The following is a 25,392-nucleotide window of genomic DNA, read 5'->3' on the forward strand; positions in this document are numbered from 1 at the left end:
CGATTAATTAAATGTTACAGTAACAACATTACTTTTTATATTTACGTATAGCTTCTTTAATTTTTTCAATTCTATTTTCAGGGTCAGGGTGGGTGCTTTGAAATTCAGGAACTCTATTTGGACCAGCTGCAGCTTTTAAAATTTCCATTACGCCAATCAAGTTTTCAGGGTTATAACCTGCATCAATCATTAATTTAACACCTAACTCATCACTTTCTAATTCATCACCACGACCGTTTTTTAATAAAGTTTGTTGTCCAATACTATTCGCCAGTTCTCCTAAATCAGCGCCGACAGAAGCTCCCATGGTTAAAAGTTTCCAAAAATTAGCATCGGTAATTCGTTCGTTAGAATGTTTTCCTAAGACATGTCCTATTTCATGACCTAGTACACCTGCTAGTTGATCTTCGTTTTTTAATTGAGTGAATAAAGCATGAGTTATAAAAATTTGCCCTCCAGGTAAGGCAAAAGCATTGATTGTTTTTTCATCTCTTAATAAATGAAAATCGAATTGGTAACCTGATTTTTTAGCTACCGTGTTGTTTACGAGCTTTGCACCTACTTTATCTACAAGTACTTGAGCATTTTCATTAGGATACAAGCCTCCGTGTTGCTGAGTCATCATAGGAGCTTGTTGTAGTCCAATAGCAATTTCTTGTTCTGGAGATAAACTAACTGCTTGTGTTTTCCCTGTATAAGGGTTTACCTCTTGTTGACTGCATTTACGTAGATAAGCAAAAGCAACAATAGCTATACCTACAAGCAAACGAGTTTTTAAACCTCCTTTAATTTTCATCAATAAGTTATTTTATTAGTCCCGAAAGTAAAAGTACAAAATATATAATTTAACGGATATCAATTTTTTGTGAACTATAAAAAACTTAAATTTACACAGCAAAACAAACAACATTATGGAGCCTCACTTTGAGTTAAACGAAGTTACTAAGAAGTTACCCAAGCATTTACATAAGTTCGTGGTAAAACAACCGTATGATGAATATACGGCTCAAAACCAAGCTGTATGGCGTTATGTAATGCGTATGAATGTAGATTATTTAGGGAAAGTAGCGCATGCTTCGTACTTAGATGGATTGAAAAAGACAGGCATTTCCGTTGAGAAAATTCCTCACATGCAAGGAATGAATCGTATTTTAAAAGAAATAGGTTGGGCGGCAGTATCTGTTGATGGATTTATACCACCGAATGCTTTTATGGAATTTCAAGCGTACAATGTGTTAGTGATTGCGTCTGACATGCGTACGATAGATCATATTGAATACACGCCAGCTCCTGATATTATTCATGAAGCTGCAGGACATGCACCAATTATAGCAAATCCAGAGTATGCTGAATATTTACGCCGTTTTGGTGAAATTGGCGCAAAAGCGATTTCTTCAGCAAAAGATTACGAAATGTATGAAGCTATTCGTTTGTTGTCTATTTTAAAAGAAGATCCTAATTCTACTCAAAAAGATATTGATGAAGCACAAGAACAAGTTGAGTGGTTACAAAATAACATGGGAGAGCTTTCAGAAATGGCTCAAATTAGAAATTTACACTGGTGGACAGTGGAGTATGGATTGATAGGGACCCTAGAAAATCCAAAAATTTATGGAGCAGGGTTATTGTCTTCTATTGGAGAGAGTAAATGGTGTATGAAAGATGAGGTCGAAAAAGTTTCATATACATTAGATGCTGCGAATGTAAGTTTTGATATTACAAAACCTCAACCTCAGTTGTTTGTTACTCCAGATTTTGCTCATTTAAGTTTAGTGTTGGAGCAGTTTGCTAATAAAATGGCAATACGAACTGGTGGATTAAAAGGAATAGAAAAATTGATAGATTCTAAAAATTTAGGAACTATCGAGTTGAGTACAGGTATTCAAGTGTCAGGGATTTTTACCAATGTAATAACTGATGAGAATAATAAAGCCATTTATGTACAAACAACTGGTCCTACTGCGTTAGCAAATAGAGATAAAGAATTAATAGGTCACGGAACAAATTATCATGCAGAAGGTTTTGGAAGTCCAATAGGAAAGTTAAAAGGGATTAATATTCCAATAGAGAATATGAGTCCGCGAGATTTGAAAGCTTATGGTATTTATGAAGGAGAGCAGGTTACCTTAGAGTTTGAAGGTGGAGTAAAAGTAGTAGGAGAAGTAATTACAGGAACAAGGGATTTAAGAGGTAGGATTTTACTAATTTCTTTTAAAAACTGTACAGTAACTCATGGAGACACGTTGTTATTTCACCCAGATTGGGGAGTATACGATATGGCTGTGGGTGTAGAGGTGGTATCTGCTTTTGCAGGTCCTGCAGATGTGGCTTCATTTGGGGATGTAGGAAAAGTATCGGAAACCAAAACGCACAAAATTCAATATTCTGATTCAGATAGAAAGTTATATAGTTTATATGACAGAGTAAGAGAACTAAGGGAAGGTGGTACGGTTTCTGAGGAAGACATTGAGGAAATTTTTACAGAAGTAAAATCAAATTATAAAAATGATTGGTTGTTGTCGTTAGAGCTGTTAGAATTGGCAACACTAAACAATTTTTCAATAAAAGGAGCGTTACGTGAATATCTTGAAGAAATGAAAAGTAACAAGAGTTACACTACGTTAATAGAAAACGGTTTACTTTTGTTGGAAAATTACCAAGAAGTATAAAATGGGATTATTTAATTTATTTAGAAAGAAGAATATGAGTAACGAAATACAGGAATATTTAGCTAAAGGAGCAGTTGTTTTAGATGTAAGGACTTTAGCGGAATGGAATGAAGGGCATAGTGAAGGAGCTAAGCATATTGTTTTAGCTACGATTCCTACAAATGTAGAGGAAATTAAATCGTGGGATAAGCCAGTAATTGCAGTATGTAGAAGTGGTGGTAGAAGCGGGCAAGCAGCAGAGTTTTTACAAAACCATGGGATTGATGTAATTAACGGAGGGCCTTGGCAAAATGTTGATCAATATTTAGTGAAATAAAATAAGAAGATTAAAAATTCATAAAAGGAAATGCTTGTAAAAGTGTTTCCTTTTTTTGTTGTAGTTTTTTCAAAAATAACTGATGAGCTTCAGATTCTGAGTTAAAAGGTTTGTGGTTTACTCCTCTTTGAATGGTTTCGACTTGCTGCATCGTTTTGCATGAATCTTCTGTAATCCAAACCTGTTTAAATTTTTCCCATATGTAATTCACAGCAGTTTTATTTGGGTGAATCATATCCTCATTATAAAAACGATAATCACGTAATTCATCCATCATAATTTCATATGAAGGAAAATAGTAAATAGCATTTCTCGGTTCCACTACTTCATGAATAGCTGAAAGTAAGTGTGCTTTACTACGTTGGTTTTCTGTAAAACCATCTTTTAAATGTCGTACAGGAGATAACGTATAAATAACTGAAATGTTTTTATTTACTGACTTAACAAGAGAGTTAATAGCTTCTAAGCTTTCAGAAATTTCATGAACGCTTAATAATTCCTTTAAAAATTTTTTCTGAGGAACTTTGTGGCAATTGGCTACAAAATTATCCGAGGCAATTTCTCTATATACCCATGCTGTACCTAGTGTAATGATAAGATGTGTGGTGTTTTGTAGTTGCTCAAAAGTTTGTTGTATGGATAAATTTAAGCTGTTTAATAATCCATTTTTATTTATAGCGCTTAAACTTGAATGTGCTTCAAAAGAGTGCCATCGTTCATTGTGAAAAAAAACATCTTTGTCGGTATATTCTTCTTTGTTTAATGCTTTTGTAATTAAGTTTTCAATAGCCTTAGGGTGGAATAAAATACCAAAAGGGTTTTGTTTTGATTGAAACTTGTAGTAGTTAAGTTTGTCGCCAATATTTTCAGAAAAACAAGAACCAAGTAAAAGTAGTTTTGACTGATAATTAATTTGATTATGTTTTTGCTTCGTAAGTGGTATTCGCGTTTGAAGATTCATAAATTTAAAGAAAAATAACAATCAAAAATAAGTATAAAATCTTCATAAGAAGTGGTGTAGGTTTGTAATTAGTTAAAATTTGTATCTTTGTTCAAAAGAATTAAGAATACATTGAACAATATAAAATCAGTTTTTACAATTAAAGATCTTGAAAATATTTCAGGAATAAAAGCTCATACAATTAGAATTTGGGAAAAACGCTACAATCTGTTATCGCCAGAGAGAACCGATACCAATATTCGTTATTACTCTTCAGAAAATTTACAGAAATTACTTAATGTTGTCTTGTTGAATAAAAATAGTATAAAGATTTCTAAAATAGCAGAAATGTCTGATGATACTATTGTTTTGAAAGCAAGAGAGTTAGCTTTTAAAATGGCAGTAAACGATGAAGCTGTTAATTCTTTTAAGTTAGCAATGTTTCAATTCGATAAAATATTATTTAACAATGCTTACAATAGATTGTTGAAAACAAAGACTTTTAGAGAGGTTTTTAAAGATGTTTTTATTCCTTTTTTAAATCATGTAGGGTTATTATGGCAAACAGATACCTTATTGCCAGCACATGAACACTTCATATCTAATTTAATCATACAAAAAATTCAGATTAACATAGAGAAGTTAGAGTACGTTAGTAATAACTCAGATACAAGTTATGTGTTGTTTCTTCCAGAAAATGAAATTCATGAATTAGGGCTTATGTATTTAAATTATGAGCTCATATTAAGGGGGTATAATACTATTTATCTAGGGCAAAGTTTACCCTTGGATAACTTAAATTACTTTTTTAAAAATGAAACAAAAATTTGTTTTATTACTTCCATGACTGTTCAGCCATATGAAGATAAAGTAGAAGAATATTTTTTTGAAATAGACAAAATGTTAGAAAATACTAATCATGAGCTAATAGCAATAGGAAATAAAGCGATGACGGTTAGTCATATTGATTTTAAAGCGAAAATAACCATGTATCCTTCTTTGGTGGCGTTATTAGAGCGGTTTTAATATTGTGTTTAACTTTTTTTTGTTTTTGTTAAACAAAATAAGTAACTTTGAAGTGTGTTTTAAAATTAAAGCACATTTTTTTGGCAAAAACTATTTTTGTTTAATGTTTTTTGTTTTAAGATAAACAAAGTCTGCGGTAGCTGAAAAACAGACTTAAAAAAATAAAAGAGTATGCAATTAATCTAAAGAGTGTAATTATGAAATCAAAAAAATTAACATTGGTATTTTTTTTAGGACTTTTTTTAAGTTTTAATCTTTTGACGTCATGTAGTGATGATCCTGTGGTAGAAAAGCAGAAAAATATAGTTGATACAGCAGTTGCAGATGCAAATTTGAGTATTCTTGTGTCTGCTTTACAAAAAGCAGATTTAGTATCGGCTTTGGAAGTTGATGGAGCTTTTACGGTTCTAGCACCTACAAATACAGCATTTCAAAACTTATTGGATAGCAATGATTCGTGGAGTACTTTAGATGATATTCCGGCAGAAACACTAAAGTCAGTATTGTTGTTTCATGTAATAAGTGGAGAAGTAAAGGCAGCTGATTTATCCAATGCCTACGTAAATACATTGTCAACAGGTCCAAACGATGAAATGTTGTCATTGCAAGTGGAAGTTGATGGAGCAGTAGAGTTTAATGGAGATTCAAAGCCAATTGCTACAGATATTATGGCTTCAAATGGAGTTATACACACAATTGATAAGGTAATGTTGCCAGCTAATGTAGTAACCTTAGCGTTGAATAATAGTAGTTTTACCTCTTTGGTTGCAGCTTTAACAGATAGCCGTCATACTACTGATTTTGTTTCTTTGTTAAGTCAAGAAGGACCTTATACAATATTCGCTCCAACAAATGATGCATTTCAAGCGTTATTAGATAGTAACGATTCTTGGAATTCGTTAGCAGATATTCCAATCGCAACATTAGAGGCAGTGTTAAAATATCATGTATTTGCTGGAGGAAATGTGCAATCAGATGAATTAAGTGATAATCAAGAAATCACAATGTTTGATGGAAGTATAGTGACTGTTGATTTATCAAATGGAGCAAAATTAGAAACAAGTTCAGGACAATCTGTTGTAATTTCATTGACAGATGTACAAGGAACAAATGGTGTAGTTCATGTAGTAGATAGTGTTCTTTTACCATAAACTTAATTTAATGTATTGATTGCGAGCGATTTTTTTGTTCGCAATTAATTTTAATTATCTTTATAAGAAATAATTTGAAAAAAAAGGTATATATAATAGGTTCAGGTTTCTCTTCTTTATCAGCTTCTTGCTATTTAGCAAAAGCTGGATATAAAGTGGTAATCTTGGAAAAAAATGCCACAATTGGTGGTAGAGCAAGGCAGTTATTAAGAGAAGGTTTTACTTTTGATATAGGACCTACATGGTATTGGATGCCAGATGTTTTTGAAAAGTTTTTTGCAGACTTTGAAAAGAAACCTTCAGATTACTATGAGTTAGAAAGATTAAACCCTGCTTATGAAGTATACTTTGGAGAAAAAGATTCAATAGTAATTCCAGGAACATTAGAGGAGATTTATGAGGTTTTTGAAAAAGAAGAAAAAGGAAGTTCAAAACACCTGAAGTCTTTTTTAAAATCAGCAAAATATAATTATGATGTTTCTATAAATGATTTAGTTTATAAGCCAGGAGTTTCTCCCTTAGAATTGGTAACTCCAGTTACTATGGGGAAGATATTTCAGTTTTTTTCTACTATCAGACATGAGGTAAGAAAGAAAATTAAAAGTAAAAAACTAATTCAAATTTTAGAATTTCCAGTGTTGTTTCTGGGGGCAAAACCAAGTAACACCCCAGCGTTTTATAATTTTATGAATTATGCTGATTTTGGCTTAGGTACATGGCACCCAAAAGGAGGAATGTATAAAGTAATTGAGGCTATGACTACACTAGCATCGAGCTTAGGTGTAAAATTTCAAACCAATGTAAATGTTGAAGAAATTGTAGTAAACGATAAAGGTGAAGCAGTTGGGGTTGCGGTAGATGGAAAATTAATGAAATCTGATGTAGTGTTAAGTGGAGCAGATTATCATCATACTGAAACTTTACTGCCTAAATATTTAAGGCAATATTCAGAAAGTTATTGGGATAAAAAAACATTTGCGCCTTCATCTTTGCTTTTTTATGTAGGGTTTGACAAGAAGTTAAAAAATGTATGTCATCATACCTTGTTTTTTGATACAGATTTTGATGCGCATGCGAAAACAATATATGATGTTCCTTGTTGGCCAAAAGAACCATTGTTTTATGCTAGCTTTCCCTCAATTACAGATGGTTCTTTTGCGCCTAATGGAAAAGAGGCTGCTACTTTTTTAATTCCATTGGCGCCTGGTATAGAAGATACTCCGGAGCTAAGAGAACGTTATTTTAATATTATAATAGAGAGGTTAGAAAGACTAACAAATCAATCAGTAAAAAAACATGTGTTGTTTAAAGAAAGCTTTTGTGTAAATGATTTTATTAAGGAATATAATTCGTATAAAGGAAATGCCTACGGTTTGGCAAATATTTTAACACAAACAGCATTTTTAAGACCAAAAATAAAAAGTAAAAAAGTAGAGAATTTATTTTTTACAGGACAATTAACGGTACCAGGACCAGGAGTTCCTCCGTCTTTAATTTCAGGAAAAATAGCATCAGATTTAATTTTAAAAACGTATAAAGATGAAACAATTATTTGATGAGGTTTCTTATGCATGTAGTAAGTTAGTAACTCAAAAATACAGCACCTCATTTTCGTTAGCTACGAAGATGTTATCACCAAAAATACGTACAGATATTTATAATATTTATGGTTTTGTACGCTTTGCGGATGAAATAGTAGATTCTTTTCATCAGTACGATAAGAAACAATTATTATTAAAGTTCGAAAGAGATTATTACGAATCTAAAAATAGAGGAATTAGTTTAAACCCTATTTTAAACTCGTTTATACATACTGTAAATAAGTACAAAATTTCTGATGAGCAGGTTCAGGCTTTTTTAAAAAGTATGAAAGCAGATTTGTATAAAACAGCATATACAACTACAGAAGAGTATAATGAATATATATATGGTTCTGCTGATGTTGTTGGGTTAATGTGTTTAAAGGTTTTTGTAAATGGGAATCAGCAAAAATATGAGGAGCTAAAAGAGCCTGCAATGCGTTTAGGGTCAGCGTTTCAAAAAGTAAATTTTTTAAGAGACTTAAAAGAAGATTTTAACGAATTGAATAGGTCTTACTTTCCAAATATCAATTTTGGAGATTTAAGTACAGAAGGAAAAAATGCAATTATTAAAGAAATAGAAGATGATTTTGATGTTGCTTATAAAAACGGGATTTTAAAGTTGCCTGTTGAAGCAAAATTTGGAGTATATATGGCATACAGGTATTACAAAAAACTATTAAAAAAGCTAAAAAATACACCTTCAACAAAAATCATGGACACAAGGATTCGAATTTCAAACCCGATGAAAATTAATCTTCTAGCAAGAAGTTATGTAAGGTATAAATTAAACTTTTTATGATAAAAAATGGTATCTTAGGAGTACTGTTATTTATGTCGATAATAAGCTTCAATAATGTACCTAATCATGTTAAAAAATACCATGAATTAGTTACAAAAGAAGCTGAGTTAGCCTATATAGCCAATTATAAAAATAGTAAAGAAGTGAGTATTCAAGGCTATATAATTTCTCTTGAAATGAAACAGGCAAAATATAAAATAATGCCTTGGAGTAAACTAAAAGTTTTTAACACAAATAAAAACAAATTAGAAGAGTTGATTTTAAAGAATCCTAATAATGTTCACCTAAGGTATCTAAGGTTAATAATACAAGAAAATACACCAAGTGTTTTAGGATATACATCTTCTATTAAAAAAGACAAGCAGTTTTTAAAAGAAGTGCTTCAAAAAAAAGACAGTGTAAGTTATTTACATACATATATAATTAACAATACATCATTATGAATATAGTAATTTACATAGCAGTAACTACACTAACGTTTATTGTCATGGAGGGGGTTACTTGGTGCACGCATAAATATGTGATGCATGGGTTTGGTTGGTACTTACATGAAGATCATCATCAACCAGGGTATCCGCATGTTTTTGAAAAAAACGATGCTTTTTTTGTTGTCTTTGCAATACCTAGTATGTTATTATTTTACTTCGGAATTCGACCAGAGTTAAACTTTTTGTTTTTCATAGGTCTGGGAATATTATTTTATGGTATTGCTTATTTCTTGGTGCATGATGTGTTAATTCACAGAAGGTTCAAGTGGTTCGACAAAACAAACAATCAATACTTAAAAGGATTGCGAAAAGCACATAAAATTCATCATAAACATTTGGGGAAACACGACGGAGAATGTTTCGGTATGTTGTTTGTGCCCTTTAAATATTTTAATAAAAGACAGTGAGTCAGTATTTATATCTAATATTAAATCTAGGCAGTTTAAGTATTCCGCTATTGTATAGTGTTTTTGAAAAAAAACTACACTTTATACAATATTTCAAACAAGCAGCGCTTAGTATTTTGTTAGTCGCCTTGTTTTTTTTAATCTGGGACAGTTGGTTTACGCAAATGGGAGTATGGGGATTTAATCCAGATTATCATTTATCGCTAAAACTGCTGAATATGCCAATAGAAGAATGGATGTTTTTTTTCTGTATACCCTATGCATGTTTATTTACACATGAAGCGTTGAAGTTTTTATTTCCAAAATTTAAAATGTCAAAACCTGGGACAGTAATTGTAAGCTTTTTCCTCATTTTTTTAGTGAGCTTATTGTTGATCTTTAACTTCGGAAAGTGGTACACCACAGTAAATTTTGTGCTGTTTTTACTTTTGTTAGGTTATGCGCTAAAGAATCATTTAAATACATTGCAAGAATACTACCCTAGCTTCTTGGTAATATTAATTCCTTTTCTACTAGTCAATGGAATTTTAACAGGAAGCTTTATAGAAGAACCGGTAGTTTGGTACAATAACGCAGAGAATTTAGATTTTAGAATTTTTACGATACCTATAGAAGATGCTTTTTATGCATTTACAATGTTATTTTCAGTACAGTTAATTTTTAATTTCTTAAAAAACAGAAAACTTGAAAGAAAATAAATACATACGTTTTTTAATATTCTTAATAGCTAACCTTTCAGCCTTAGGTATTGGTGTTTGGTTAATGAATGAAGGACCAAGAACAGATTGGTACTTGTCTTTAAATAAAGCTCCATGGACACCAGCAGGCTGGGTTTTTGGAGTAGCTTGGACAATCATTATGGTATTGTTTTCTGTATACATGACAAAAGTGAGTTTTCAGCATGAATTTTTAAACAAAAAGGTACTCATTTTATATGTAGATCAGTGGATTTTAAACGTAAGCTGGAACTATATTTTCTTTAATCAACATTTAACAAAATTAGGCTTGGTTGTAATCGCTTTATTATGGCTACTTATTGGTTATTTCACTTTTAAGTATTTAAAAAAAGTAAGGTGGTATACTCTATTTGTACTTCCATATTTAATATGGATGACGATTGCAACTAGTCTCAACGCATATATTGTATTAAATAATTAAACTATGGCCAAAAAAAAGAACATAACACAAGAAAAAATAATAGAATGGTATATGAATACGGTACTATTATCAGGTCAACCGAATTCAATATTTTCTTTTGCGAAAGAAAATAACTTTGAAGAAGCGGAATTTTATAAACACTTTTCAAGCTTTGAAAGCTTAGAAAAAGCTGTTTTCGGAATTTTCGCTAAAGAAACCATTCATTTACTACACAAAACAGAAGCTTATAAAGACTATTTGCCAAAAGATAAACTATTAAGTTTCTATTTTACCTTTTTTGAATTATTAACAATAAATAGGTCGTATGTATTGGCGCAGTTAAAAAGGATAAAAACAGATTTTTCGAAATTAAAAGTATTGCAAGAACTGCGTACTGAGTTTATTCATTTTGTAAATGAAATAAGCCTTGAAAAAATTGATTTTAAAAATGATAAAATCAACAAAATTCAAGATAAAACTATTGCAGAGGGGTATTGGATGCAGCTATTGCTTATTTTAAAGTTTTGGATAGAAGATGAGTCATCAAACTTTGAGAAAACAGATTTATTTATAGAAAAATCAGTAAAGGTAAGTTTTGATATTCAACAAATAGCACCTGTAAAAAGTGTGATTGATTTAGCGAAATTTTTGTGGAAGGAAAAATCACCAATGACATGAAAACCTTAAACAGAATACCTACGTCAAAAATAGAACGAGCTACCAAGTTGGTTTCAACAGGAGTGAAAGTTGGTGTAAATTATGCCAAGTACTACGGCAATAAAATCACTAAATCAGAAGAGGAAGCTAAAAAGCAACTTAATGAAGATAATGCTGCTGATATTTACGATGGATTAAAAGAACTAAAAGGGTCAGCATTAAAAGTAGCACAAATGCTAAGCATGGAAAAAAATATTTTGCCCAATGCTTACGTAGAAAAATTTTCATTATCACAATTTTCAGTTCCACCATTATCAGGACCTTTAGTAATCAAAACGTTTAAAAAATACTTCAGTAAAACACCAAACGAAGTTTTTGATACGTTTACAGCAGAATCAGTAAATGCAGCAAGTATAGGACAAGTTCATAAAGCCACTAAAGATGGAAAAGAACTAGCTGTAAAAATTCAATATCCAGGGGTTGCTGATAGTATTTCAACCGATTTAGCATTGGTGAAACCTATTGCGATGAAAATGTTTAACATTAGAGGAGAAGGTTCAGATGAATATTTTAAAGAAGTTGAAGAAAAGCTTTTGGAAGAAACTAATTACGAATTAGAACTTGCGCAGAGTAATGAAATTGCTGATGCCTGTAAACATATTCCAAACTTAAAATTTCCAAAATACTATCCAGATTTGTCATCAGATAGAATTTTAACGATGGATTGGATGGATGGAGTTCACCTGTCAGAGTTTACTAAAAATGAGCAACCTGAAGGTGTTGCAAATAAACTAGGGCAAGCTTTGTGGGACTTTTACATGTATCAAATGCACAAGTTAAAAAAGGTACATGCAGATCCGCATCCAGGGAATTTTTTAGTGTCCAAATCAAATGAATTGATCGTTATCGATTTTGGATGTATGAAAGAAGTTCCTGAAAGTTTTTATGTGCCTTATTTCGAACTAGCAAAAAGAGAAAATATAGATAATCCAGCTTTTTTTGAAAGTAAACTCTATGAGTTAGAAATCTTGAGAAAAGATGATACACCAGAAGAAATAACCTTTTTTAAAGCATTGTTTTATGAAATGTTATCACTCTTTACACAACCTTTTCAGCAAGAAGAATTTGATTTTTCAGATGGGGAGTTCTTCGGGAAAATAGCAGATTTAGGTCAGAAATATGCCAAGAGTACCGAGCTTAAAAAGATGAACGGAAATAGAGGGTCAAAACACTTCATTTACATTAATCGAACTTTTTTTGGTTTATATAACCTAATGCACGATTTAAAAGCAAACAAGGTAAAAATTAATAATTTTAATAAGATATAATGCACATTACACGTCAGCAAATAGACGAGTTTCCTCATCTGTATAAAATAAATTTGATGAACAGTATTTCTGGTTATAAACCAGCAAACCTTATTGCAACAAAATCAACTGATAATATAACCAATGTTGCAGTTTTTAGTTCGGTGGTGCATTATGGTTCAAGTCCAGCAATTTTAGGGTTTGTATTACGTCCCACAACCGTTGTTAGGAATACGTATAACAATATAAAAGAAACAGGGTATTATACTATTAATGCTATTAATAAAGTAATGATTGAGGAGGCACATCATACTTCTGCTAAATACCCGTCAGAGATTTCAGAATTTGATAAAACAACATTGTCAGAAGAGTTTAAGAATGGTTTTTATGCTCCTTTTGTTGCGGAATCACCCTTACAAATAGGGATGAAGTTTTTAGAAGAGCACTATATAAAAGTTAATGGAACTATTTTAGTGTTAGGTGAAGTTACTGATTTGTATTTTAAGGACTCTATGCTTTCAGAAGATGGTTTTTTAAACTTATCAAAAGAAAAAGTAGCTGCAATTAATGGGTTGGATACCTATATGGTAGCAGAGAATTATAAAAGACTGTCTTATCAAAGACCAAAATAATAATGAGGATTCTAATCACAGGAACAACGGGTTATATAGGTAAAAGATTAATACCTATGCTGTTGTCAGAACAGCATGAACTTGTATGCTGTGTTAGAGATGTACGTAGAATTCCATTAGAATTTAAAGATAATACACAAATATCTTTTCTAGAAATAGATTTCTTAAAGCCTAAAAAAGAGCTGCCTAAAAATATTGATGCAGCTTATTATTTGATACACTCTATGTCTACAAGTAGTAGTGACTTCTCTAAGTTAGAATCGGATTGTGCAAATAATTTTAAGAGTCTATTAGAAAAAACTATGTGTAAGCAGGTTGTGTATTTGAGTGGTATTGTAAACGATAATTCATTGTCAAAGCATTTAAAATCGAGATATGAGGTAGAAAAAATACTACAATCAAAAACGTATACAGTAACAACTTTTAGAGCAGGAATAATAGTAGGAAGTGGTAGTGCGTCATTTGAAATTATAAGAGACCTTGTAGAAAAACTTCCTATTATGATAACTCCAAAATGGTTGTATACAAAAACACAGCCTATTGCAATAAGAGATGTTTTAACATACTTAACAAAATCGTTATTAGAAGAGAGAGTGTACGATAAATCATTTGATATCTATGGTCCAGAAATTCTCACATATAAAGAAATGTTATTACAGTTTGCTGAGGTAAGAAAGTTAAATAGAATTATATTCACAGTGCCATTTTTATCACCAAAGCTATCATCTTATTGGTTGTACTTTGTTACCTCAACTTCGTTTAATTTGGCAAAATCACTCGTAGATAGTATGACTGTTGAGGTTATAGGGAGTAAAAGCAATATTAATGAAATAATTGAAGTAACACCTATTACTTATAAACAGGCGGTAAAAAAAGCTTTTGTTAAAATAGCGCAAAATTCCGTTATATCAAGTTGGAAAGATGCTAAGGTAAGTGGTGTTTTTAGAAAAGAATATTTTCAATACATAAACCTTCCTAAGTATGGGTGCTTTATTGATGAAAGAATCAGAAAAGTTTCAGATGAAAACATAACACTTAAGAAAATATGGGAAATAGGAGGTAAGCGAGGTTGGTATAAATTTACTTTTTTATGGAAAGTAAGAGGTTTTATAGATCAAGTTTTTGGAGGTGTTGGGTTGCGTAGAGGTAGAAGAGATCCGACTGAGTTAGAGCCAGGAGATGCGCTTGACTTTTGGCGTGTATTATTAGCGGATAAAGATAATAAACGTTTATTGCTCTTTGCAGAAATGAAACTACCAGGAGAGGCATGGTTAGAGTATGTTATTAAAGACGGCTTACTTTATCAAAAAGCAGTATTCAGACCTAAAGGAATATGGGGTAGAGTTTATTGGTTTGCTGTTTTACCGTTTCATGGACTTATATTTAAGCAACTCATTAATTTTTTATCAAAATAATTTGTACAAAATTGAAAAAACAGCACTTACCAACCAAAATTTGTAAAGTTTGTGGGCTTTCTTTTTCATGGAGGAAGAAATGGGAAGCTAGTTGGAGTGAAGTAAAATACTGTAGTAAAAAATGCAGGAAAAACAAAAACAAGAATGCACCTTAATTTGGTTTAGAAACGATTTAAGAGTTCGTGATAACAAACTGTTAAAAGAAGCAATAGCGACTAAACGTTATTTGGTGGCTTTTTATGCGTTTGATCCTGTGTTTTTTAAACGTCAATATTCTTTTGAGAGAACAGGAAAATTCCGTCTTTGTTTTTTAATTGAAACATTAAAAGAATTAAAAGAGAATTTAGCTAAATATAATATACCTTTTTATGTAGGGTTAAAAAAAACAGAAACCGTTGTTAGAGAGATTCAAAACGATTTCTTAATTACTACGCTAGTTTATCAAGAAGATGAAACTAGTGATGAAAAAGATATAGAAAAGAGAGTAAGAAAAGTAGTTGGTAGTAAGGTAAAAAAGATAAGGGTAACAAATCAATATTTGTATGAGCCACATCAAATAGATACGTTATTTAACAAAAAATACCCGTTGTCTTTTTCATCTTTTAGAAATAAAGTTGAAAAAAAATTAGATGTAGACACAGAATTAAATTATCATTTACCCTATCAGGATATATATTCTCAGGCATTTTTTGAAATACCAAACTGTTCTCGTGCAGAAAAATTTTTAGGAAATTCTTTTCCTTTTAAAGGAGGAGAAAAGCAAGCGTCAGTAAGGTTGAAAAGTTATTTTTTTGAAACAAAAAAAGTGATTGACTACAAGAAAACACGAAATAATTTATTAGGAATAAATTGTAGTACAAAATTTTCACCTTGGTTATCTAATGGATCTATTAGTGTAAAAACAATTTATAAAGAACTAAAGAGATTTGAAGACGAATATGAGGCAAATTCATCAACATATTGGGTGTATTTTGAGTTGTTATGGAGAGAGTTCTTTAAACATGCAGTTCGTTATCACAAAAATAACTTCTTCAAATTAGGGGGTATTCAGAAAAAAACGATACTAAGTATTCATGATAATAAGGTGATAAAAAATTGGGTTTTAGGTAATACTACATCTGATTTTGTAAACGCTAATATGATAGAGTTAAGAAAAACAGGTTGGATGAGTAATAGAGGAAGGCAAAACGTAGCATCTTATTTTGTACATAACTTACAGCAAGATTGGAGGATTGGGGCAGCCTACTTTGAATCTTTGTTAGTAGATTATGATCCGCACAGTAATTATGGTAACTGGATGTATATAGCAGGAGTAGGAAATAGTTCTGAGAGTAAAAAGTTTGATATAGAATGGCAAGCTAATACATATGATAAGTATGGGGAATTTAGAGCTAAATGGATTGATAAGTAATGGACGTAATACTTAGAGTGCTTTTAGGTGATCAGTTAAACGAATCTCATAGCTGGTTTAAGCAAAAAAACAAAAAAGTAGTGTATGCTATGTTTGAAATGAAGCAAGAAACGGAGTATGTAAAACATCATATACAAAAAGTTGTAGGGTTTTTCTTAGCAATGAGGAGTTTTGCTAAAAAACTAGAAGAGAAAGGTCACGCAGTAGAGTATTTTAAAATATCAGATTCGCATAACACGCACAATCTTATAAAAAATATTAAAGTATTACAAAAAAAATACTCAATTACAAAAATTGAATATCAGTTGCCTGACGAGTTTCGTTTAGATGTGCAATTTAAAAATGAACTCAAGAGCTTACAGATACCAGTTAAATCGTATGATACAGAACATTTTTACACTACAAGGAATGAGTTAAAAGAGTTTTCTGAAGGTAGAAAGAAAACAGTTATGGAAGATTTTTATCGCTATATGAGGAAAAAGCATAAGATACTTGTAGAAAATAATGAACCAGTTGGCGGTAAATGGAATTATGATGCATCTAACAGAAAAAAATGGAATCAAGATGAATTAGTTCCTTTGCCTTATGAGACTAATATTGACTGTAAAGCATTATTAAAAGAGCTTAATGAAGCAGAAGTGGTTACATTTGGAGAAGAAACATTAACTTTTACTTATCCAATAAATAGAGAACAAGCAATAAAGCAACTAGATTTTTTTTGTGACAATTTGTTAGAGTTTTTTGGAGATTATCAAGATGCAATGCATTCATCACAAGATTTTCTGTTTCATTCTCGATTATCATTTGCTCTTAATTTAAAATTAGTAACCCCGAGAGAAGTTGTAGAGAAGGTTGTTGATGTGTTTTATAAGAAACCTTCAATAGCCGTTTCTCAGGCAGAGGGCTTTATTCGTCAAGTATTAGGATGGAGAGAGTATATGAGAGGTGTTTATTGGCAATTAGGAGAAGATTTTAAAAAAAAGAATTTTTTTAATAATAAAGTTTCATTGCCAGATTTTTTTTGGACAGGAAAAACAAAAATGAATTGTGTGAAGCAATCGTTAAAAAACTCGTTAAATAATGCATACGCGCATCATATACAGCGTCTTATGATTTTAGGTAACCTAGCGTTATTGTTAGAGGTTCATCCAGATGAGGTAGATGCTTGGTATTTAGGAGTATATATAGATGCTGTAGAGTGGGTGCAATTACCAAATACAAGAGGGATGAGTCAGTACGCGGATGGAGGGATAGTGGCCACAAAACCTTATGTATCTAGCGCAAGTTATATTAATAAAATGAGTAATTATTGCAAAGAATGCTTTTATAATTACAAAACAAAAACAGAAGAAGATTCGTGTCCGTATAATACTTTGTATTGGGAGTTTCTTTACAAAAATAAAGAGAAGTTGAAAAATAACCACCGAATGCGTATGATGTATACTTTAATGCAAAAAATGGAAATATCAAAAGACTTCTCAGAAATTCTAGAAAAAGCAAAAACAATTAAACAAAAAATTAATAGCTATTAACTTTTTGTTTAATTATTTCTTTTATTAATTAAACAAAAATTGTATTTTTGATTCAAAGCGCACATTGGATTGAAAATAACAGGAGAAATAGCAGTGGTTTGGTTTAAAAGAGATCTTCGGTTGCAGGATAACGAGGCTGTTTTTAATGCAATAACTTCAGGTAAGAAAATATTATTTGTTTATATTTTTGAAGAAAGCATTATACAAGATGAACATTATTCTAAAAGACATTGGGATTTTGTTAAAGAATCTATACGAGATATAAACCAAGAGTTGTTGCTGTATAATACACAGGTTTTAACAGTAAACTCAGAGGTGCTTTCTTTTTTTAGGTATTTAATGTCGGTGTCAAATGTTACTAATGTCTACTCTCATATAGAAACAGGTATTCTTGCAACTTATAATAGAGATAAAACCTTTAAAAGGTTTTGTAAGAATAATGTAATAGAATGGAAAGAAAATATTCATAATGGAGTATTTAGGGGGCGAGAAAACAGAGAAGGTTGGAAAGAGGATTGGGAAAACTACATGAAATCAAGTCAGATAATATTTGATTCAACAAATGTTTCTTTTGTAACAATAACAGAAATAAAAGAAATAGCAAAAAACTTGACAATTGTAAATTTAGATACAGAAGAAGAAAAGCTATTTCAAAAAGGAGGACGAGCTACGGCTCTTAAGTATTTACATAGTTTTTTTAACAAAAGGTATAAGGGGTATGCAAAAAATATTTCAAAGCCAACAGAAGCAAGAGAGAGCTGTAGCAGACTGTCACCTTATATTGCTTGGGGGAATATCTCAGTAAGAGAGGTATATCAGTTAGCAATAAGTATTCGTTCTGGTTCAAGAAATAAAAGAGCAATAGATGCTTTCATTTCAAGACTTAAATGGCAGGCACATTTCATCCAGAAATTCGAAATGGAATGTATAATGGAGCAAGAAAGTATCAATAAAGGGTTTCATAAGTTAAAGAAAAATATTACTAAAAAATACATATATGCATGGAGAAACGGAAAAACAGGTATTCCATTTATTGATGCGTGTATGCGTTGTTTAATTCATACAGGATATTTGAATTTTAGAATGCGAGCTATGTTAGTGTCTTTTTTTACACACAATCTTTGGCAACCATGGCAAGAAGCATCAAAATATTTATCAAAATTGTTTTTAGATTTTGAACCAGGAATTCACTTTCCTCAGTTGCAAATGCAGGCAGGAGAAACTGGAATTAATACGATTAGAATTTATAACCCAGTAAAAAATGGTTTAGAGCACGATCCTGAAGCAGTTTTTATTTCAAAATGGATACCAGAACTTAAAGGATTACCATTAGCGTTTAAGCACGAACCATACAAAATGACAGCTTTAGAACAAAAAATGTATGGGTTTACTCTTGGTAATGATTACCCAAAACCAATAGTAGATATAGGTGTAACTAGAAAAAATGCCTCAGATACTATTTGGAAAATGCGTAAAGATCCAGAGGTGATAAAAGAAAGCTATAGAATTTTAAACAAACATGTAGTTAAATAAAAAAATGTTGTTTGATATAACATACAATAATAAAGAAAGTGTATTAAAAATCAATGAATTAGTAGGAGAGCCTATGTCTTTTTTACAATCTTTAAAAATTAAAGGAGTTGGTTCAAGTAGAATGATTGTTGAAGGAGTAAGTGAAAGCTTTAAAAGTATTTTAACAACAATTAGCGATTTAAATTACGGAAGTATAGAAATACGTCCTAAAGGAATTATAGTTTACATAACTAATAAATTACAACGCTTTTGCTGGGTAATACCTTTTTATAAAATAGTGGTTTTTAATCATGAATTCTTTAGTATTCATTCCGATAACCACTTTATTAGGTTTAGAAAAGATAATAAATATAATCAGAATAAAAAATTTATAAAAAAAATGATGGATTTGAAAATGACATCAACACAAAGTTATTTTTTATGACATTAAGAGAGATAGATAGAGTTATTGAAATGGCTTGGGAAGATCGAACAACTTTTGACGCTATAAAACTTCAATTTGACTTAAAAGAACAAGAAGTAATTAATTTAATGCGAAGAGAATTAAAACCATCAAGTTTTAAATTATGGAGGAAAAGAGTACAGGGTAGAAGAACAAAACATCAAGCAAAAAGAATATTTAATAAAGGAAGGTTTAAATGTACCAGACAAAGAAGTATAAGTAATAATAAAATAGCAAAACGATAAATGAAGCAAGCAAAAGTGGCTATTACGAGAAAAGAACATTTTAATGCAGCCCACAGGTTGCATAATACGAAATGGTCTGAAGCAAAAAACAAAGAAGTTTTTGGCAAATGTAATAATCCAAATTTTCATGGCCATAATTATGAGTTAGAAGTAACTATTGTAGGAGAAGTAGATGAAAACACAGGATATGTAATTGATACAAAAGTTTTATCTAACCATATACAAAAAGAAATAATAGATTGTTTAGATCATAAAAACTTAAATAAAGAAGTAGAAGAATTTAAAACACTCAATCCAACAGTAGAAAATATAGCAATTGTAATTTATAACAAACTAAGGTTAGTGATAAATAATCATTTAGAAATTAAAATAAAACTTTATGAAACACCTAGAAACTTTGTTGAATACCCCTGTTAGCGATAATATAAAGAACTTATCGGTTGAAGAAATTGGAGATGATCATATTTATACAGGAATTGAAACGCCTATGGTAGAAGATGCTTTTTTAATTTCTGATGAGGAAAAAAAAGAAAAAATAGCACAATTATTTTCAGAAATAATGCAAACTATTGGGCTTGATTTAAATAATGACTCTCTTAAAGGTACTCCACAAAGAGTAGCTAAAATGTATATAGATGAAATTTTTTCAGGTTTAAATCCAGCCAATAAGCCTAAAATAGCATTGTTTGAAAATAGGTACCAATATAACCAAATGTTGGTAGAAAAAGACATACAGTTTTATTCTAATTGCGAACATCATTTTGTACCAATAATAGGAAAAGCACATGTGGCTTATGTTTCATCAGGAAAAGTTATAGGCTTATCAAAATTAAACAGAATTGTTCAGTTTTATGCTAAAAGACCCCAAGTACAAGAACGCTTAACTAATCAAATAGCCAGAGATTTACAAGAGATATTACAAACAGAAGACGTAGCTGTAATTATAGATGCAAAGCATTTATGTGTTTCTTCTAGAGGAGTTAAAGATGATTCGTCATCAACAGTTACCTGTTTTTATGGAGGCATTTTTAATACCTCAGAAAAAATTGTTGAACTTCAAAATTATTTAAAATGAGTACAATAAACTTACTTCAAGAAGCTTTAGAATTTGAGAAAAATTACAAATCTTTTAAAACAAGAAATGAAAAAATTTTAGCATCAAGGAAAGCGAAAGAAATTATTTTATCAATTAATGAAGTGTATAAAAAGAGTAAAGATAAAAAGTTGATGGATGTTATGAAACGCATAACAACTGTTAAACAAAAAGTAGAAAAACGATTAAAAGGACGATTATGAAAACAATTGTTGTAGTTGGTGGTAGTAGTGGTATTGGTAAGGCGATAATAACCAAATTAAAACACACACATAAAATAATTAACATTAGTAGAACAGCACCGTCTAATATTGAAAATATAAAACATTATGCATGCGATGTTACCAAAGACGAACTTCCAGAATTAGAAAAAGTTCATGGATTAGTTTATTGTCCCGGAAGCATTAATCTAAAATCCTTTTCAAGATTAAAATTAGAAGACTTTCAATCTGATTTAGATATTAACGTTCTTGGAGCAATTAAAACGCTAAAATCTTATGAAAGTTTGCTAACTCAAAACAATGGAAGTGTAGTGTTATTTAGTACGGTAGCGTCATTTTTAGGAATGCCTTATCATGCAAGCATAGCAACTAGTAAATCAGCAGTAGAAGGGTTAACCAAATCGTTGGCAGCAGAATACGCTACGAAAGTTAGATTCAATGCAATTGCTCCTACGGTTACTGATACACCTTTAGCAGCTCGCTTATTACGAAATGAAAAACAACAAGAGAGTATGCAGAACAGACACCCATTAAAAAAATACCTAAAAGCAGAAGAAGTAGCTAGTTTAGCTACCTATTTATTGTCTGACGAAGCATCAGCAATTACTGGACAAGTAATTCCTGTAGATGCAGGAATTGTAAGTGTAAAAATTTAAAAAGTAAATAATGAAATGGCTTTTAATTTTAAGTTTTCTTATGTGTTTAAATGATGAAATTATAATTTTTGACAAAGATAATAACACCCAAAATTGGTATGTTGTTAATGATACTGTGATGGGAGGAATTTCTACATCAGCTGTAAAAATTAATGATAAGGGAAACTTAATCTTTTCGGGGAAAGTATCTACTGAAAATAATGGTGGATTTTCGATGACGAGAATGCCAATAGCCATAGGTTTAAACAAACAACATTCAAAAATTGTATTAAAAGTAAAAGGAGATGGTAAACAATATCAACTACGATTAAAATCAAATGAGTCTCAACGTTACTCATACGTACAAGTATTTAGAACAAATACACAAGAACAAGAAATTACATTACCATTAACAGGATTTTATCCTACCTTTAGGGGTAGAAAGTTAAATTTTGGTAATTTCTCTGATAATCAAATAGAAGAGGTAGCAATTTTAATAGGAAATAAAAAAGACGAAGATTTTTCGTTAGAAATCATAAAAATAGCAATTCAATAAAATGAACACAGTAAAAATATTCTTAATCATGGCACTATTTAGTTTATCAGGTAAAGCGCAAACAGTAACTCCTAAAGAATCGTTATACGACATAAATATTGAAGGTATTAATGGAGAAAACTTAGACCTCAACAAGTTTAAAGGGAAAAAAATATTATTTGTAAATGTAGCATCGAAATGTGGTTTTACCAATCAGTATGAAGGTTTGCAAGAACTGTATTCAAAACACAAAGATAAATTAGTAATCATAGGATTACCTTGTAATCAATTTGGAGGCCAAGAACCAGGAACAATAAAAGAAATTCAATCGTTTTGTAGTGTAACCTATGGAGTAGATTTTCCTATGACAGAAAAAATTGAAGTTAAAGGAGAAAATCAACACCCGTTATATCAATGGTTAACACAAAAAGATAAAAATGGAAAAATGAGTTCTTCAGTAAAATGGAATTTTCAAAAATACTTGGTAGATGAAGAAGGAAAGTTAATTGATGTTTTTTACTCAATAACCAAACCAATGAGTAAGAAAATTACCAAATTAATATAAAAATGAAGAAAAAACCAGATAATGTAGTTTTTAATGAGGAAACAAATGAATATGATGCGTATTTAAAACCATATGCAACTAATTTTACAGCACCAGTTATTAAAGAAAGTAATTCAATAAGCTGGAAAAAACAAAACATTTACCAGGCAAATGCTCAATTTTTAGCATCTTTTGAAGAAATAAAACAACAATACAACAATCTTGTAAAAGAGTATCAATATAATGAGCTTATTTATAGTGCTAAGTTTAACTTTGAGCCAATTGTAGGTAAGGTCTATCATTTGTATAGAAAAGAAAAAAACACGTTATTTTTATCAATATTAAGCCCTAATGAATGTGGTTTCAATTTTGTTGGTAGTTTTCAACTTAACTCAGACAAAGTCTGGAAAAAAGTAAAATAAACAATGGTACTATTTAAAAAGCATTCGGGTATTTATACCTTATCTACTGAACAAATATTAAACGTTCGGTTAGAAAAAGCATGGGAATTTTTCAGTGCTCCAGGAAATTTGCAAAAAATAACCCCTTCACATATGGGGTTTCAAATTACTTCAGAGGTTGATAAAAAAGCCTATGCAGGACAAATAATTACCTACAAAGTAGGAATTTTACCAGGTATTAAGTCTAGTTGGGTTACCGAAATTACACAAGTAAAAGAACAACAATTTTTTATAGATGAACAGCGATTTGGTCCTTATAGCATGTGGCATCACGAGCACTGGTTTGAAGAGTTGCCAAATGGAAAAACGTTAATGAAAGACAAAATTTCATACAAGATACCTTTTGGTTTTTTAGGACATATCGCCCAATCAATCTTTATAAAAAGGCAGTTAAAAGAAATTTTTGAACATCGCTATAGTGCGTTAGAAAAATTATTTAATGGAAGATAAAGTATCTATTTTTTGGTTTCGTCGAGACTTACGTTTAGAAGATAATAAAGGTTTGCATGAAGCGCTACAATCAGGTCATAAGGTAATACCATTATTTATTTTTGATAAAGATATTTTAGAAAACCTTCCTAAAAATGATGCGCGTGTAACGTTTATTTATCAAACGCTACAACAACTTGATAAAGAGTTAAGAAAACATCAATCATCTCTTATAGTTAAAAAAGGAAAACCTCTAGAAGTTTGGAGGGAGCTTATAGAAGAATATCCGATTCAGGGAGTTTACACAAATAAAGATTATGAACCTTACGCCATTAAAAGAGACAAGGAAATAGCTGACTTTTTAACATCAAAAGGAATAAGATTTAATGCTTTTAAAGATCAAGTAATTTTTGAAGAAAACGAAGTTTTGAAAAACGATGGAACTCCATATACAGTTTTCACACCCTATAAAAACAAGTGGTTGCAAAACTTCTCTGAAAAAAAAGATACGCAAGACTTTACGATAGACTTTGCTAATTTTTATCAGTTTTTATCTGAATTTCCATCATTAGCTTTCATAGGTTTTGAAGAAAGTACGATTAAAGTAAAACCATACAACCTATCTAGTTTGGATTCGTATGATGAGGTGAGAGACTTTCCCTCGCAAGATAAAACCTCGTATTTATCACCTTATTTACGTTTTGGATTGGTTAGTACACGAAAAATGATTCGTTTTGCGTTAAAAACCAATCAAACTTTTTTAAGTGAGTTAATTTGGCGTGAGTTTTTTATGCAAATTTTATATCATTTCCCGAAAGTAGTTACTCAGAATTTCAAGCAAAAGTACGATGCTGTTCCTTGGAGAAATAACGAAGAAGAATTTAAAAAATGGTGTGAAGGTAAAACTGGGTACCCTATGGTTGATGCGGGCATGCGAGAGTTAAATGAAACTGGATACATGCATAATAGAGTTCGTATGATTACTGCTGGGTTTTTATGCAAACATTTATTAATAGATTGGCGTTGGGGAGAAGCGTACTTTGCAGAAAAGCTGTTGGATTATGACCTGTCAGCAAATAACGGAAATTGGCAATGGGCTGCAGGTACGGGTTGCGATGCAGCCCCGTATTTTAGAGTGTTTAACCCAGAATCTCAATTAAAAAAGTTTGATAAAGATTTACAGTATGTTAGAAAATGGGTAAAAGACCTTGATGAATTAACTTACCCACAACCTATGGTAGAACACAAGTTTGCGAGAGAACGAGCGATCAATACCTATAAAAAAGCACTGCAATAATCACTCTAAGTCTAAGAAAGTATTAGAGATGAGAAATAAAATTAAAGAGTATTTGACATGTTCTTTGTTTTCATTACTGAAAGTAATTTTATGATTGTGGTTAAAACTTAAAAGTTTGGTTTCTACCTTGGCAATTTCTTTTTGATTTAAAAGTATATTTGATTTATATGGTATACAGTTTTTTACATAATTGAAAGTTAGCTTGTCATTTACTATTATTTTCTTAGAGTTTTTTAAAAATAATTTACCATTTAGTAGATTGTTATTAATGTAGCTTAGAATATACTCATTGGTAAAGGGTTTAATTTTTATTTCAACAAGCAAAGAGTTTTCTGAATTATATACTTTAATTATATCTGATTTAAACCATTTTTTAGTCAACGTTGAATGATAAATCCTTTTTGATTTGAGGAAAATTTCAAGATTAGAATTTAACTCTCCTTTAGTAATATATTCCATATTTCATATATAAAAAAAGGTTCAGAAT

At 30.8% G+C, this 25,392-nt stretch carries 32 protein-coding genes; 29 read left to right on the top strand and 3 right to left on the bottom strand.

What is annotated here, in order from left to right; translation table 11 throughout:
- Window positions 1-28 precede the first annotated feature (28 nt).
- Window positions 29-796, bottom strand: coding sequence for a M48 family metalloprotease (locus D6200_RS12840; RefSeq protein ID WP_047790010.1), 768 nt, complete (start codon window positions 794-796; stop codon window positions 29-31).
- Window positions 797-911: 115 nt separating this feature from the next.
- On the opposite strand from D6200_RS12840, the gene D6200_RS12845 reads away from it, so the two are divergent.
- Window positions 912-2,669, top strand: a complete 1,758-nt coding sequence (locus D6200_RS12845; RefSeq protein ID WP_073182060.1) for an aromatic amino acid hydroxylase — start codon at window positions 912-914, stop codon at window positions 2,667-2,669.
- Window positions 2,670-2,703: 34 nt separating this feature from the next.
- Window positions 2,704-2,985: a rhodanese-like domain-containing protein gene (locus D6200_RS12850; protein ID WP_073182694.1), complete on the top strand. Its 282-nt coding sequence runs from the start codon at window positions 2,704-2,706 to the stop codon at window positions 2,983-2,985.
- 10 nt (window positions 2,986-2,995) lie between these two features.
- On the opposite strand, the gene D6200_RS12855 is transcribed toward D6200_RS12850, so the two are convergent.
- Window positions 2,996-3,946, bottom strand: a complete 951-nt coding sequence (locus D6200_RS12855) for a GSCFA domain-containing protein (protein WP_073182057.1) — start codon at window positions 3,944-3,946, stop codon at window positions 2,996-2,998.
- Window positions 3,947-4,033: 87 nt separating this feature from the next.
- Between D6200_RS12855 and D6200_RS12860 the strand changes: the two genes are divergently transcribed.
- The 27 genes from D6200_RS12860 (at window position 4,034) to D6200_RS12990 (ending at window position 24,905) form a co-directional block, all read left to right on the top strand.
- Window positions 4,034-4,951: a MerR family transcriptional regulator gene (locus D6200_RS12860; protein WP_073182055.1), complete on the top strand. Its 918-nt coding sequence runs from the start codon at window positions 4,034-4,036 to the stop codon at window positions 4,949-4,951.
- A 197-nt stretch (window positions 4,952-5,148) separates the two neighbouring features.
- The gene (locus D6200_RS12865; protein ID WP_073182053.1) at window positions 5,149-6,102 is read left to right on the top strand and encodes a fasciclin domain-containing protein; all 954 of its coding nucleotides are present in this window, start codon (window positions 5,149-5,151) and stop codon (window positions 6,100-6,102) included.
- 74 nt (window positions 6,103-6,176) lie between these two features.
- Window positions 6,177-7,658, top strand: a complete 1,482-nt coding sequence (locus tag D6200_RS12870) for a phytoene desaturase family protein (protein WP_073182051.1) — start codon at window positions 6,177-6,179, stop codon at window positions 7,656-7,658.
- Entirely contained in the window at window positions 7,642-8,484 is an 843-nt protein-coding gene (locus D6200_RS12875) for a phytoene/squalene synthase family protein (protein ID WP_047790016.1), read from the top strand. Before D6200_RS12870 ends, D6200_RS12875 begins: the two co-directional genes overlap by 17 nt.
- Complete coding sequence (locus D6200_RS12880; RefSeq protein WP_073182048.1) at window positions 8,481-8,927, top strand: hypothetical protein; 447 nt, start codon at window positions 8,481-8,483, stop codon at window positions 8,925-8,927. The genes D6200_RS12875 and D6200_RS12880 overlap by 4 nt, the downstream gene beginning before the upstream one ends.
- Window positions 8,924-9,379 carry a sterol desaturase family protein gene (locus tag D6200_RS12885; protein WP_172644857.1) on the top strand — a complete coding sequence of 152 codons (456 nt, stop codon included), beginning with the start codon at window positions 8,924-8,926 and terminating at the stop codon, window positions 9,377-9,379. The genes D6200_RS12880 and D6200_RS12885 overlap by 4 nt, the downstream gene beginning before the upstream one ends.
- Window positions 9,376-10,077 carry a lycopene cyclase domain-containing protein gene (locus D6200_RS12890; RefSeq protein ID WP_047790018.1) on the top strand — a complete coding sequence of 234 codons (702 nt, stop codon included), beginning with the start codon at window positions 9,376-9,378 and terminating at the stop codon, window positions 10,075-10,077. The genes D6200_RS12885 and D6200_RS12890 overlap by 4 nt, the downstream gene beginning before the upstream one ends.
- A complete protein-coding gene (locus D6200_RS12895) occupies window positions 10,064-10,537 on the top strand; it encodes a TspO/MBR family protein (RefSeq protein WP_073182046.1) in 474 nt (157 codons plus the stop codon). Before D6200_RS12890 ends, D6200_RS12895 begins: the two co-directional genes overlap by 14 nt.
- Window positions 10,538-10,540: 3 nt before the next feature.
- A complete protein-coding gene (locus D6200_RS12900; RefSeq protein ID WP_073182044.1) occupies window positions 10,541-11,194 on the top strand; it encodes a TetR family transcriptional regulator C-terminal domain-containing protein in 654 nt (217 codons plus the stop codon).
- Entirely contained in the window at window positions 11,191-12,501 is a 1,311-nt protein-coding gene (locus D6200_RS12905) for an ABC1 kinase family protein (RefSeq protein WP_073182042.1), read from the top strand. Before D6200_RS12900 ends, D6200_RS12905 begins: the two co-directional genes overlap by 4 nt.
- Before the next feature lie 56 nt (window positions 12,502-12,557).
- A complete protein-coding gene (locus D6200_RS12910) occupies window positions 12,558-13,112 on the top strand; it encodes a flavin reductase family protein (RefSeq protein WP_240627180.1) in 555 nt (184 codons plus the stop codon).
- 2 nt (window positions 13,113-13,114) lie between these two features.
- Window positions 13,115-14,527: an SDR family oxidoreductase gene (locus D6200_RS12915; RefSeq protein WP_073182039.1), complete on the top strand. Its 1,413-nt coding sequence runs from the start codon at window positions 13,115-13,117 to the stop codon at window positions 14,525-14,527.
- Window positions 14,528-14,538: 11 nt separating this feature from the next.
- Window positions 14,539-14,682: a DUF2256 domain-containing protein gene (locus tag D6200_RS12920; RefSeq protein ID WP_073182036.1), complete on the top strand. Its 144-nt coding sequence runs from the start codon at window positions 14,539-14,541 to the stop codon at window positions 14,680-14,682.
- Window positions 14,649-15,938, top strand: coding sequence for a DASH family cryptochrome (locus D6200_RS12925; protein ID WP_073182035.1), 1,290 nt, complete (start codon window positions 14,649-14,651; stop codon window positions 15,936-15,938). Before D6200_RS12920 ends, D6200_RS12925 begins: the two co-directional genes overlap by 34 nt.
- Window positions 15,938-17,470 carry a cryptochrome/photolyase family protein gene (locus tag D6200_RS12930; RefSeq protein WP_073182033.1) on the top strand — a complete coding sequence of 511 codons (1,533 nt, stop codon included), beginning with the start codon at window positions 15,938-15,940 and terminating at the stop codon, window positions 17,468-17,470. The genes D6200_RS12925 and D6200_RS12930 overlap by 1 nt, the downstream gene beginning before the upstream one ends.
- A gap of 69 nt (window positions 17,471-17,539) precedes the next feature.
- Window positions 17,540-19,003, top strand: coding sequence for a cryptochrome/deoxyribodipyrimidine photo-lyase family protein (locus D6200_RS12935; protein WP_073182030.1), 1,464 nt, complete (start codon window positions 17,540-17,542; stop codon window positions 19,001-19,003).
- A 4-nt stretch (window positions 19,004-19,007) separates the two neighbouring features.
- Complete coding sequence (locus D6200_RS12940; RefSeq protein WP_073182028.1) at window positions 19,008-19,427, top strand: hypothetical protein; 420 nt, start codon at window positions 19,008-19,010, stop codon at window positions 19,425-19,427.
- Complete coding sequence (locus D6200_RS12945) at window positions 19,424-19,690, top strand: TIGR03643 family protein (RefSeq protein WP_047790028.1); 267 nt, start codon at window positions 19,424-19,426, stop codon at window positions 19,688-19,690. The genes D6200_RS12940 and D6200_RS12945 overlap by 4 nt, the downstream gene beginning before the upstream one ends.
- A complete protein-coding gene (locus D6200_RS12950; RefSeq protein WP_047790029.1) occupies window positions 19,691-20,107 on the top strand; it encodes a 6-pyruvoyl trahydropterin synthase family protein in 417 nt (138 codons plus the stop codon).
- Window positions 20,070-20,765 (top strand): GTP cyclohydrolase I FolE, encoded by a 696-nt coding sequence (folE, locus tag D6200_RS12955; protein ID WP_047790030.1) that lies wholly within the window; start codon window positions 20,070-20,072, stop codon window positions 20,763-20,765. The genes D6200_RS12950 and folE overlap by 38 nt, the downstream gene beginning before the upstream one ends.
- A gap of 5 nt (window positions 20,766-20,770) precedes the next feature.
- The gene (locus D6200_RS12960; protein ID WP_047790054.1) at window positions 20,771-20,986 is read left to right on the top strand and encodes a hypothetical protein; all 216 of its coding nucleotides are present in this window, start codon (window positions 20,771-20,773) and stop codon (window positions 20,984-20,986) included.
- The gene (locus D6200_RS12965; protein ID WP_047790031.1) at window positions 20,983-21,660 is read left to right on the top strand and encodes an SDR family NAD(P)-dependent oxidoreductase; all 678 of its coding nucleotides are present in this window, start codon (window positions 20,983-20,985) and stop codon (window positions 21,658-21,660) included. The genes D6200_RS12960 and D6200_RS12965 overlap by 4 nt, the downstream gene beginning before the upstream one ends.
- A 10-nt stretch (window positions 21,661-21,670) precedes the next feature.
- Entirely contained in the window at window positions 21,671-22,195 is a 525-nt protein-coding gene (locus tag D6200_RS12970) for a CIA30 family protein (RefSeq protein ID WP_083574769.1), read from the top strand.
- 1 nt (window position 22,196) lies between these two features.
- A complete protein-coding gene (locus D6200_RS12975; RefSeq protein ID WP_047790032.1) occupies window positions 22,197-22,739 on the top strand; it encodes a glutathione peroxidase in 543 nt (180 codons plus the stop codon).
- A gap of 2 nt (window positions 22,740-22,741) precedes the next feature.
- Window positions 22,742-23,140 carry a DUF2452 domain-containing protein gene (locus tag D6200_RS12980; protein ID WP_047790033.1) on the top strand — a complete coding sequence of 133 codons (399 nt, stop codon included), beginning with the start codon at window positions 22,742-22,744 and terminating at the stop codon, window positions 23,138-23,140.
- Window positions 23,141-23,143: 3 nt separating this feature from the next.
- A complete protein-coding gene (locus D6200_RS12985; RefSeq protein WP_073182024.1) occupies window positions 23,144-23,629 on the top strand; it encodes an SRPBCC family protein in 486 nt (161 codons plus the stop codon).
- The gene (locus D6200_RS12990; RefSeq protein ID WP_073182021.1) at window positions 23,619-24,905 is read left to right on the top strand and encodes a cryptochrome/photolyase family protein; all 1,287 of its coding nucleotides are present in this window, start codon (window positions 23,619-23,621) and stop codon (window positions 24,903-24,905) included. The genes D6200_RS12985 and D6200_RS12990 overlap by 11 nt, the downstream gene beginning before the upstream one ends.
- On the opposite strand, the gene D6200_RS12995 is transcribed toward D6200_RS12990, so the two are convergent.
- Window positions 24,906-25,364: a hypothetical protein gene (locus tag D6200_RS12995; protein ID WP_073182020.1), complete on the bottom strand. Its 459-nt coding sequence runs from the start codon at window positions 25,362-25,364 to the stop codon at window positions 24,906-24,908.
- Window positions 25,365-25,392 lie beyond the last annotated feature (28 nt).

Origin of the sequence: Tenacibaculum mesophilum (assembly GCF_003867075.1) — a bacterium.
GTDB lineage: Bacteria > Bacteroidota > Bacteroidia > Flavobacteriales > Flavobacteriaceae > Polaribacter > Polaribacter mesophilus.

What these genes read in the sequence shown, in the direction of transcription:
- D6200_RS12840 (WP_047790010.1), bottom strand. Translation starts at nt 796, where the DNA reads ATGAAAATTAAAGGAGGTTTAAAAACTCGTTTGCTTGTAGGTATAGCT.
- D6200_RS12845 (WP_073182060.1), top strand. Translation starts at nt 912, where the DNA reads ATGGAGCCTCACTTTGAGTTAAACGAAGTTACTAAGAAGTTACCCAAG.
- D6200_RS12850 (WP_073182694.1), top strand. Translation starts at nt 2,704, where the DNA reads ATGAGTAACGAAATACAGGAATATTTAGCTAAAGGAGCAGTTGTTTTA.
- D6200_RS12855 (WP_073182057.1), bottom strand. Translation starts at nt 3,946, where the DNA reads ATGAATCTTCAAACGCGAATACCACTTACGAAGCAAAAACATAATCAA.
- D6200_RS12865 (WP_073182053.1), top strand. Translation starts at nt 5,149, where the DNA reads ATGAAATCAAAAAAATTAACATTGGTATTTTTTTTAGGACTTTTTTTA.
- D6200_RS12875 (WP_047790016.1), top strand. Translation starts at nt 7,642, where the DNA reads ATGAAACAATTATTTGATGAGGTTTCTTATGCATGTAGTAAGTTAGTA.
- D6200_RS12880 (WP_073182048.1), top strand. Translation starts at nt 8,481, where the DNA reads ATGATAAAAAATGGTATCTTAGGAGTACTGTTATTTATGTCGATAATA.
- D6200_RS12885 (WP_172644857.1), top strand. Translation starts at nt 8,924, where the DNA reads ATGAATATAGTAATTTACATAGCAGTAACTACACTAACGTTTATTGTC.
- D6200_RS12900 (WP_073182044.1), top strand. Translation starts at nt 10,541, where the DNA reads ATGGCCAAAAAAAAGAACATAACACAAGAAAAAATAATAGAATGGTAT.
- D6200_RS12905 (WP_073182042.1), top strand. Translation starts at nt 11,191, where the DNA reads ATGAAAACCTTAAACAGAATACCTACGTCAAAAATAGAACGAGCTACC.
- D6200_RS12910 (WP_240627180.1), top strand. Translation starts at nt 12,558, where the DNA reads ATGAACAGTATTTCTGGTTATAAACCAGCAAACCTTATTGCAACAAAA.
- D6200_RS12915 (WP_073182039.1), top strand. Translation starts at nt 13,115, where the DNA reads ATGAGGATTCTAATCACAGGAACAACGGGTTATATAGGTAAAAGATTA.
- D6200_RS12925 (WP_073182035.1), top strand. Translation starts at nt 14,649, where the DNA reads ATGCAGGAAAAACAAAAACAAGAATGCACCTTAATTTGGTTTAGAAAC.
- D6200_RS12930 (WP_073182033.1), top strand. Translation starts at nt 15,938, where the DNA reads ATGGACGTAATACTTAGAGTGCTTTTAGGTGATCAGTTAAACGAATCT.
- D6200_RS12940 (WP_073182028.1), top strand. Translation starts at nt 19,008, where the DNA reads ATGTTGTTTGATATAACATACAATAATAAAGAAAGTGTATTAAAAATC.
- D6200_RS12945 (WP_047790028.1), top strand. Translation starts at nt 19,424, where the DNA reads ATGACATTAAGAGAGATAGATAGAGTTATTGAAATGGCTTGGGAAGAT.
- D6200_RS12950 (WP_047790029.1), top strand. Translation starts at nt 19,691, where the DNA reads ATGAAGCAAGCAAAAGTGGCTATTACGAGAAAAGAACATTTTAATGCA.
- folE (WP_047790030.1), top strand. Translation starts at nt 20,070, where the DNA reads ATGAAACACCTAGAAACTTTGTTGAATACCCCTGTTAGCGATAATATA.
- D6200_RS12965 (WP_047790031.1), top strand. Translation starts at nt 20,983, where the DNA reads ATGAAAACAATTGTTGTAGTTGGTGGTAGTAGTGGTATTGGTAAGGCG.
- D6200_RS12970 (WP_083574769.1), top strand. Translation starts at nt 21,671, where the DNA reads ATGAAATGGCTTTTAATTTTAAGTTTTCTTATGTGTTTAAATGATGAA.
- D6200_RS12975 (WP_047790032.1), top strand. Translation starts at nt 22,197, where the DNA reads ATGAACACAGTAAAAATATTCTTAATCATGGCACTATTTAGTTTATCA.
- D6200_RS12980 (WP_047790033.1), top strand. Translation starts at nt 22,742, where the DNA reads ATGAAGAAAAAACCAGATAATGTAGTTTTTAATGAGGAAACAAATGAA.
- D6200_RS12985 (WP_073182024.1), top strand. Translation starts at nt 23,144, where the DNA reads ATGGTACTATTTAAAAAGCATTCGGGTATTTATACCTTATCTACTGAA.
- D6200_RS12990 (WP_073182021.1), top strand. Translation starts at nt 23,619, where the DNA reads ATGGAAGATAAAGTATCTATTTTTTGGTTTCGTCGAGACTTACGTTTA.
- D6200_RS12995 (WP_073182020.1), bottom strand. Translation starts at nt 25,364, where the DNA reads ATGGAATATATTACTAAAGGAGAGTTAAATTCTAATCTTGAAATTTTC.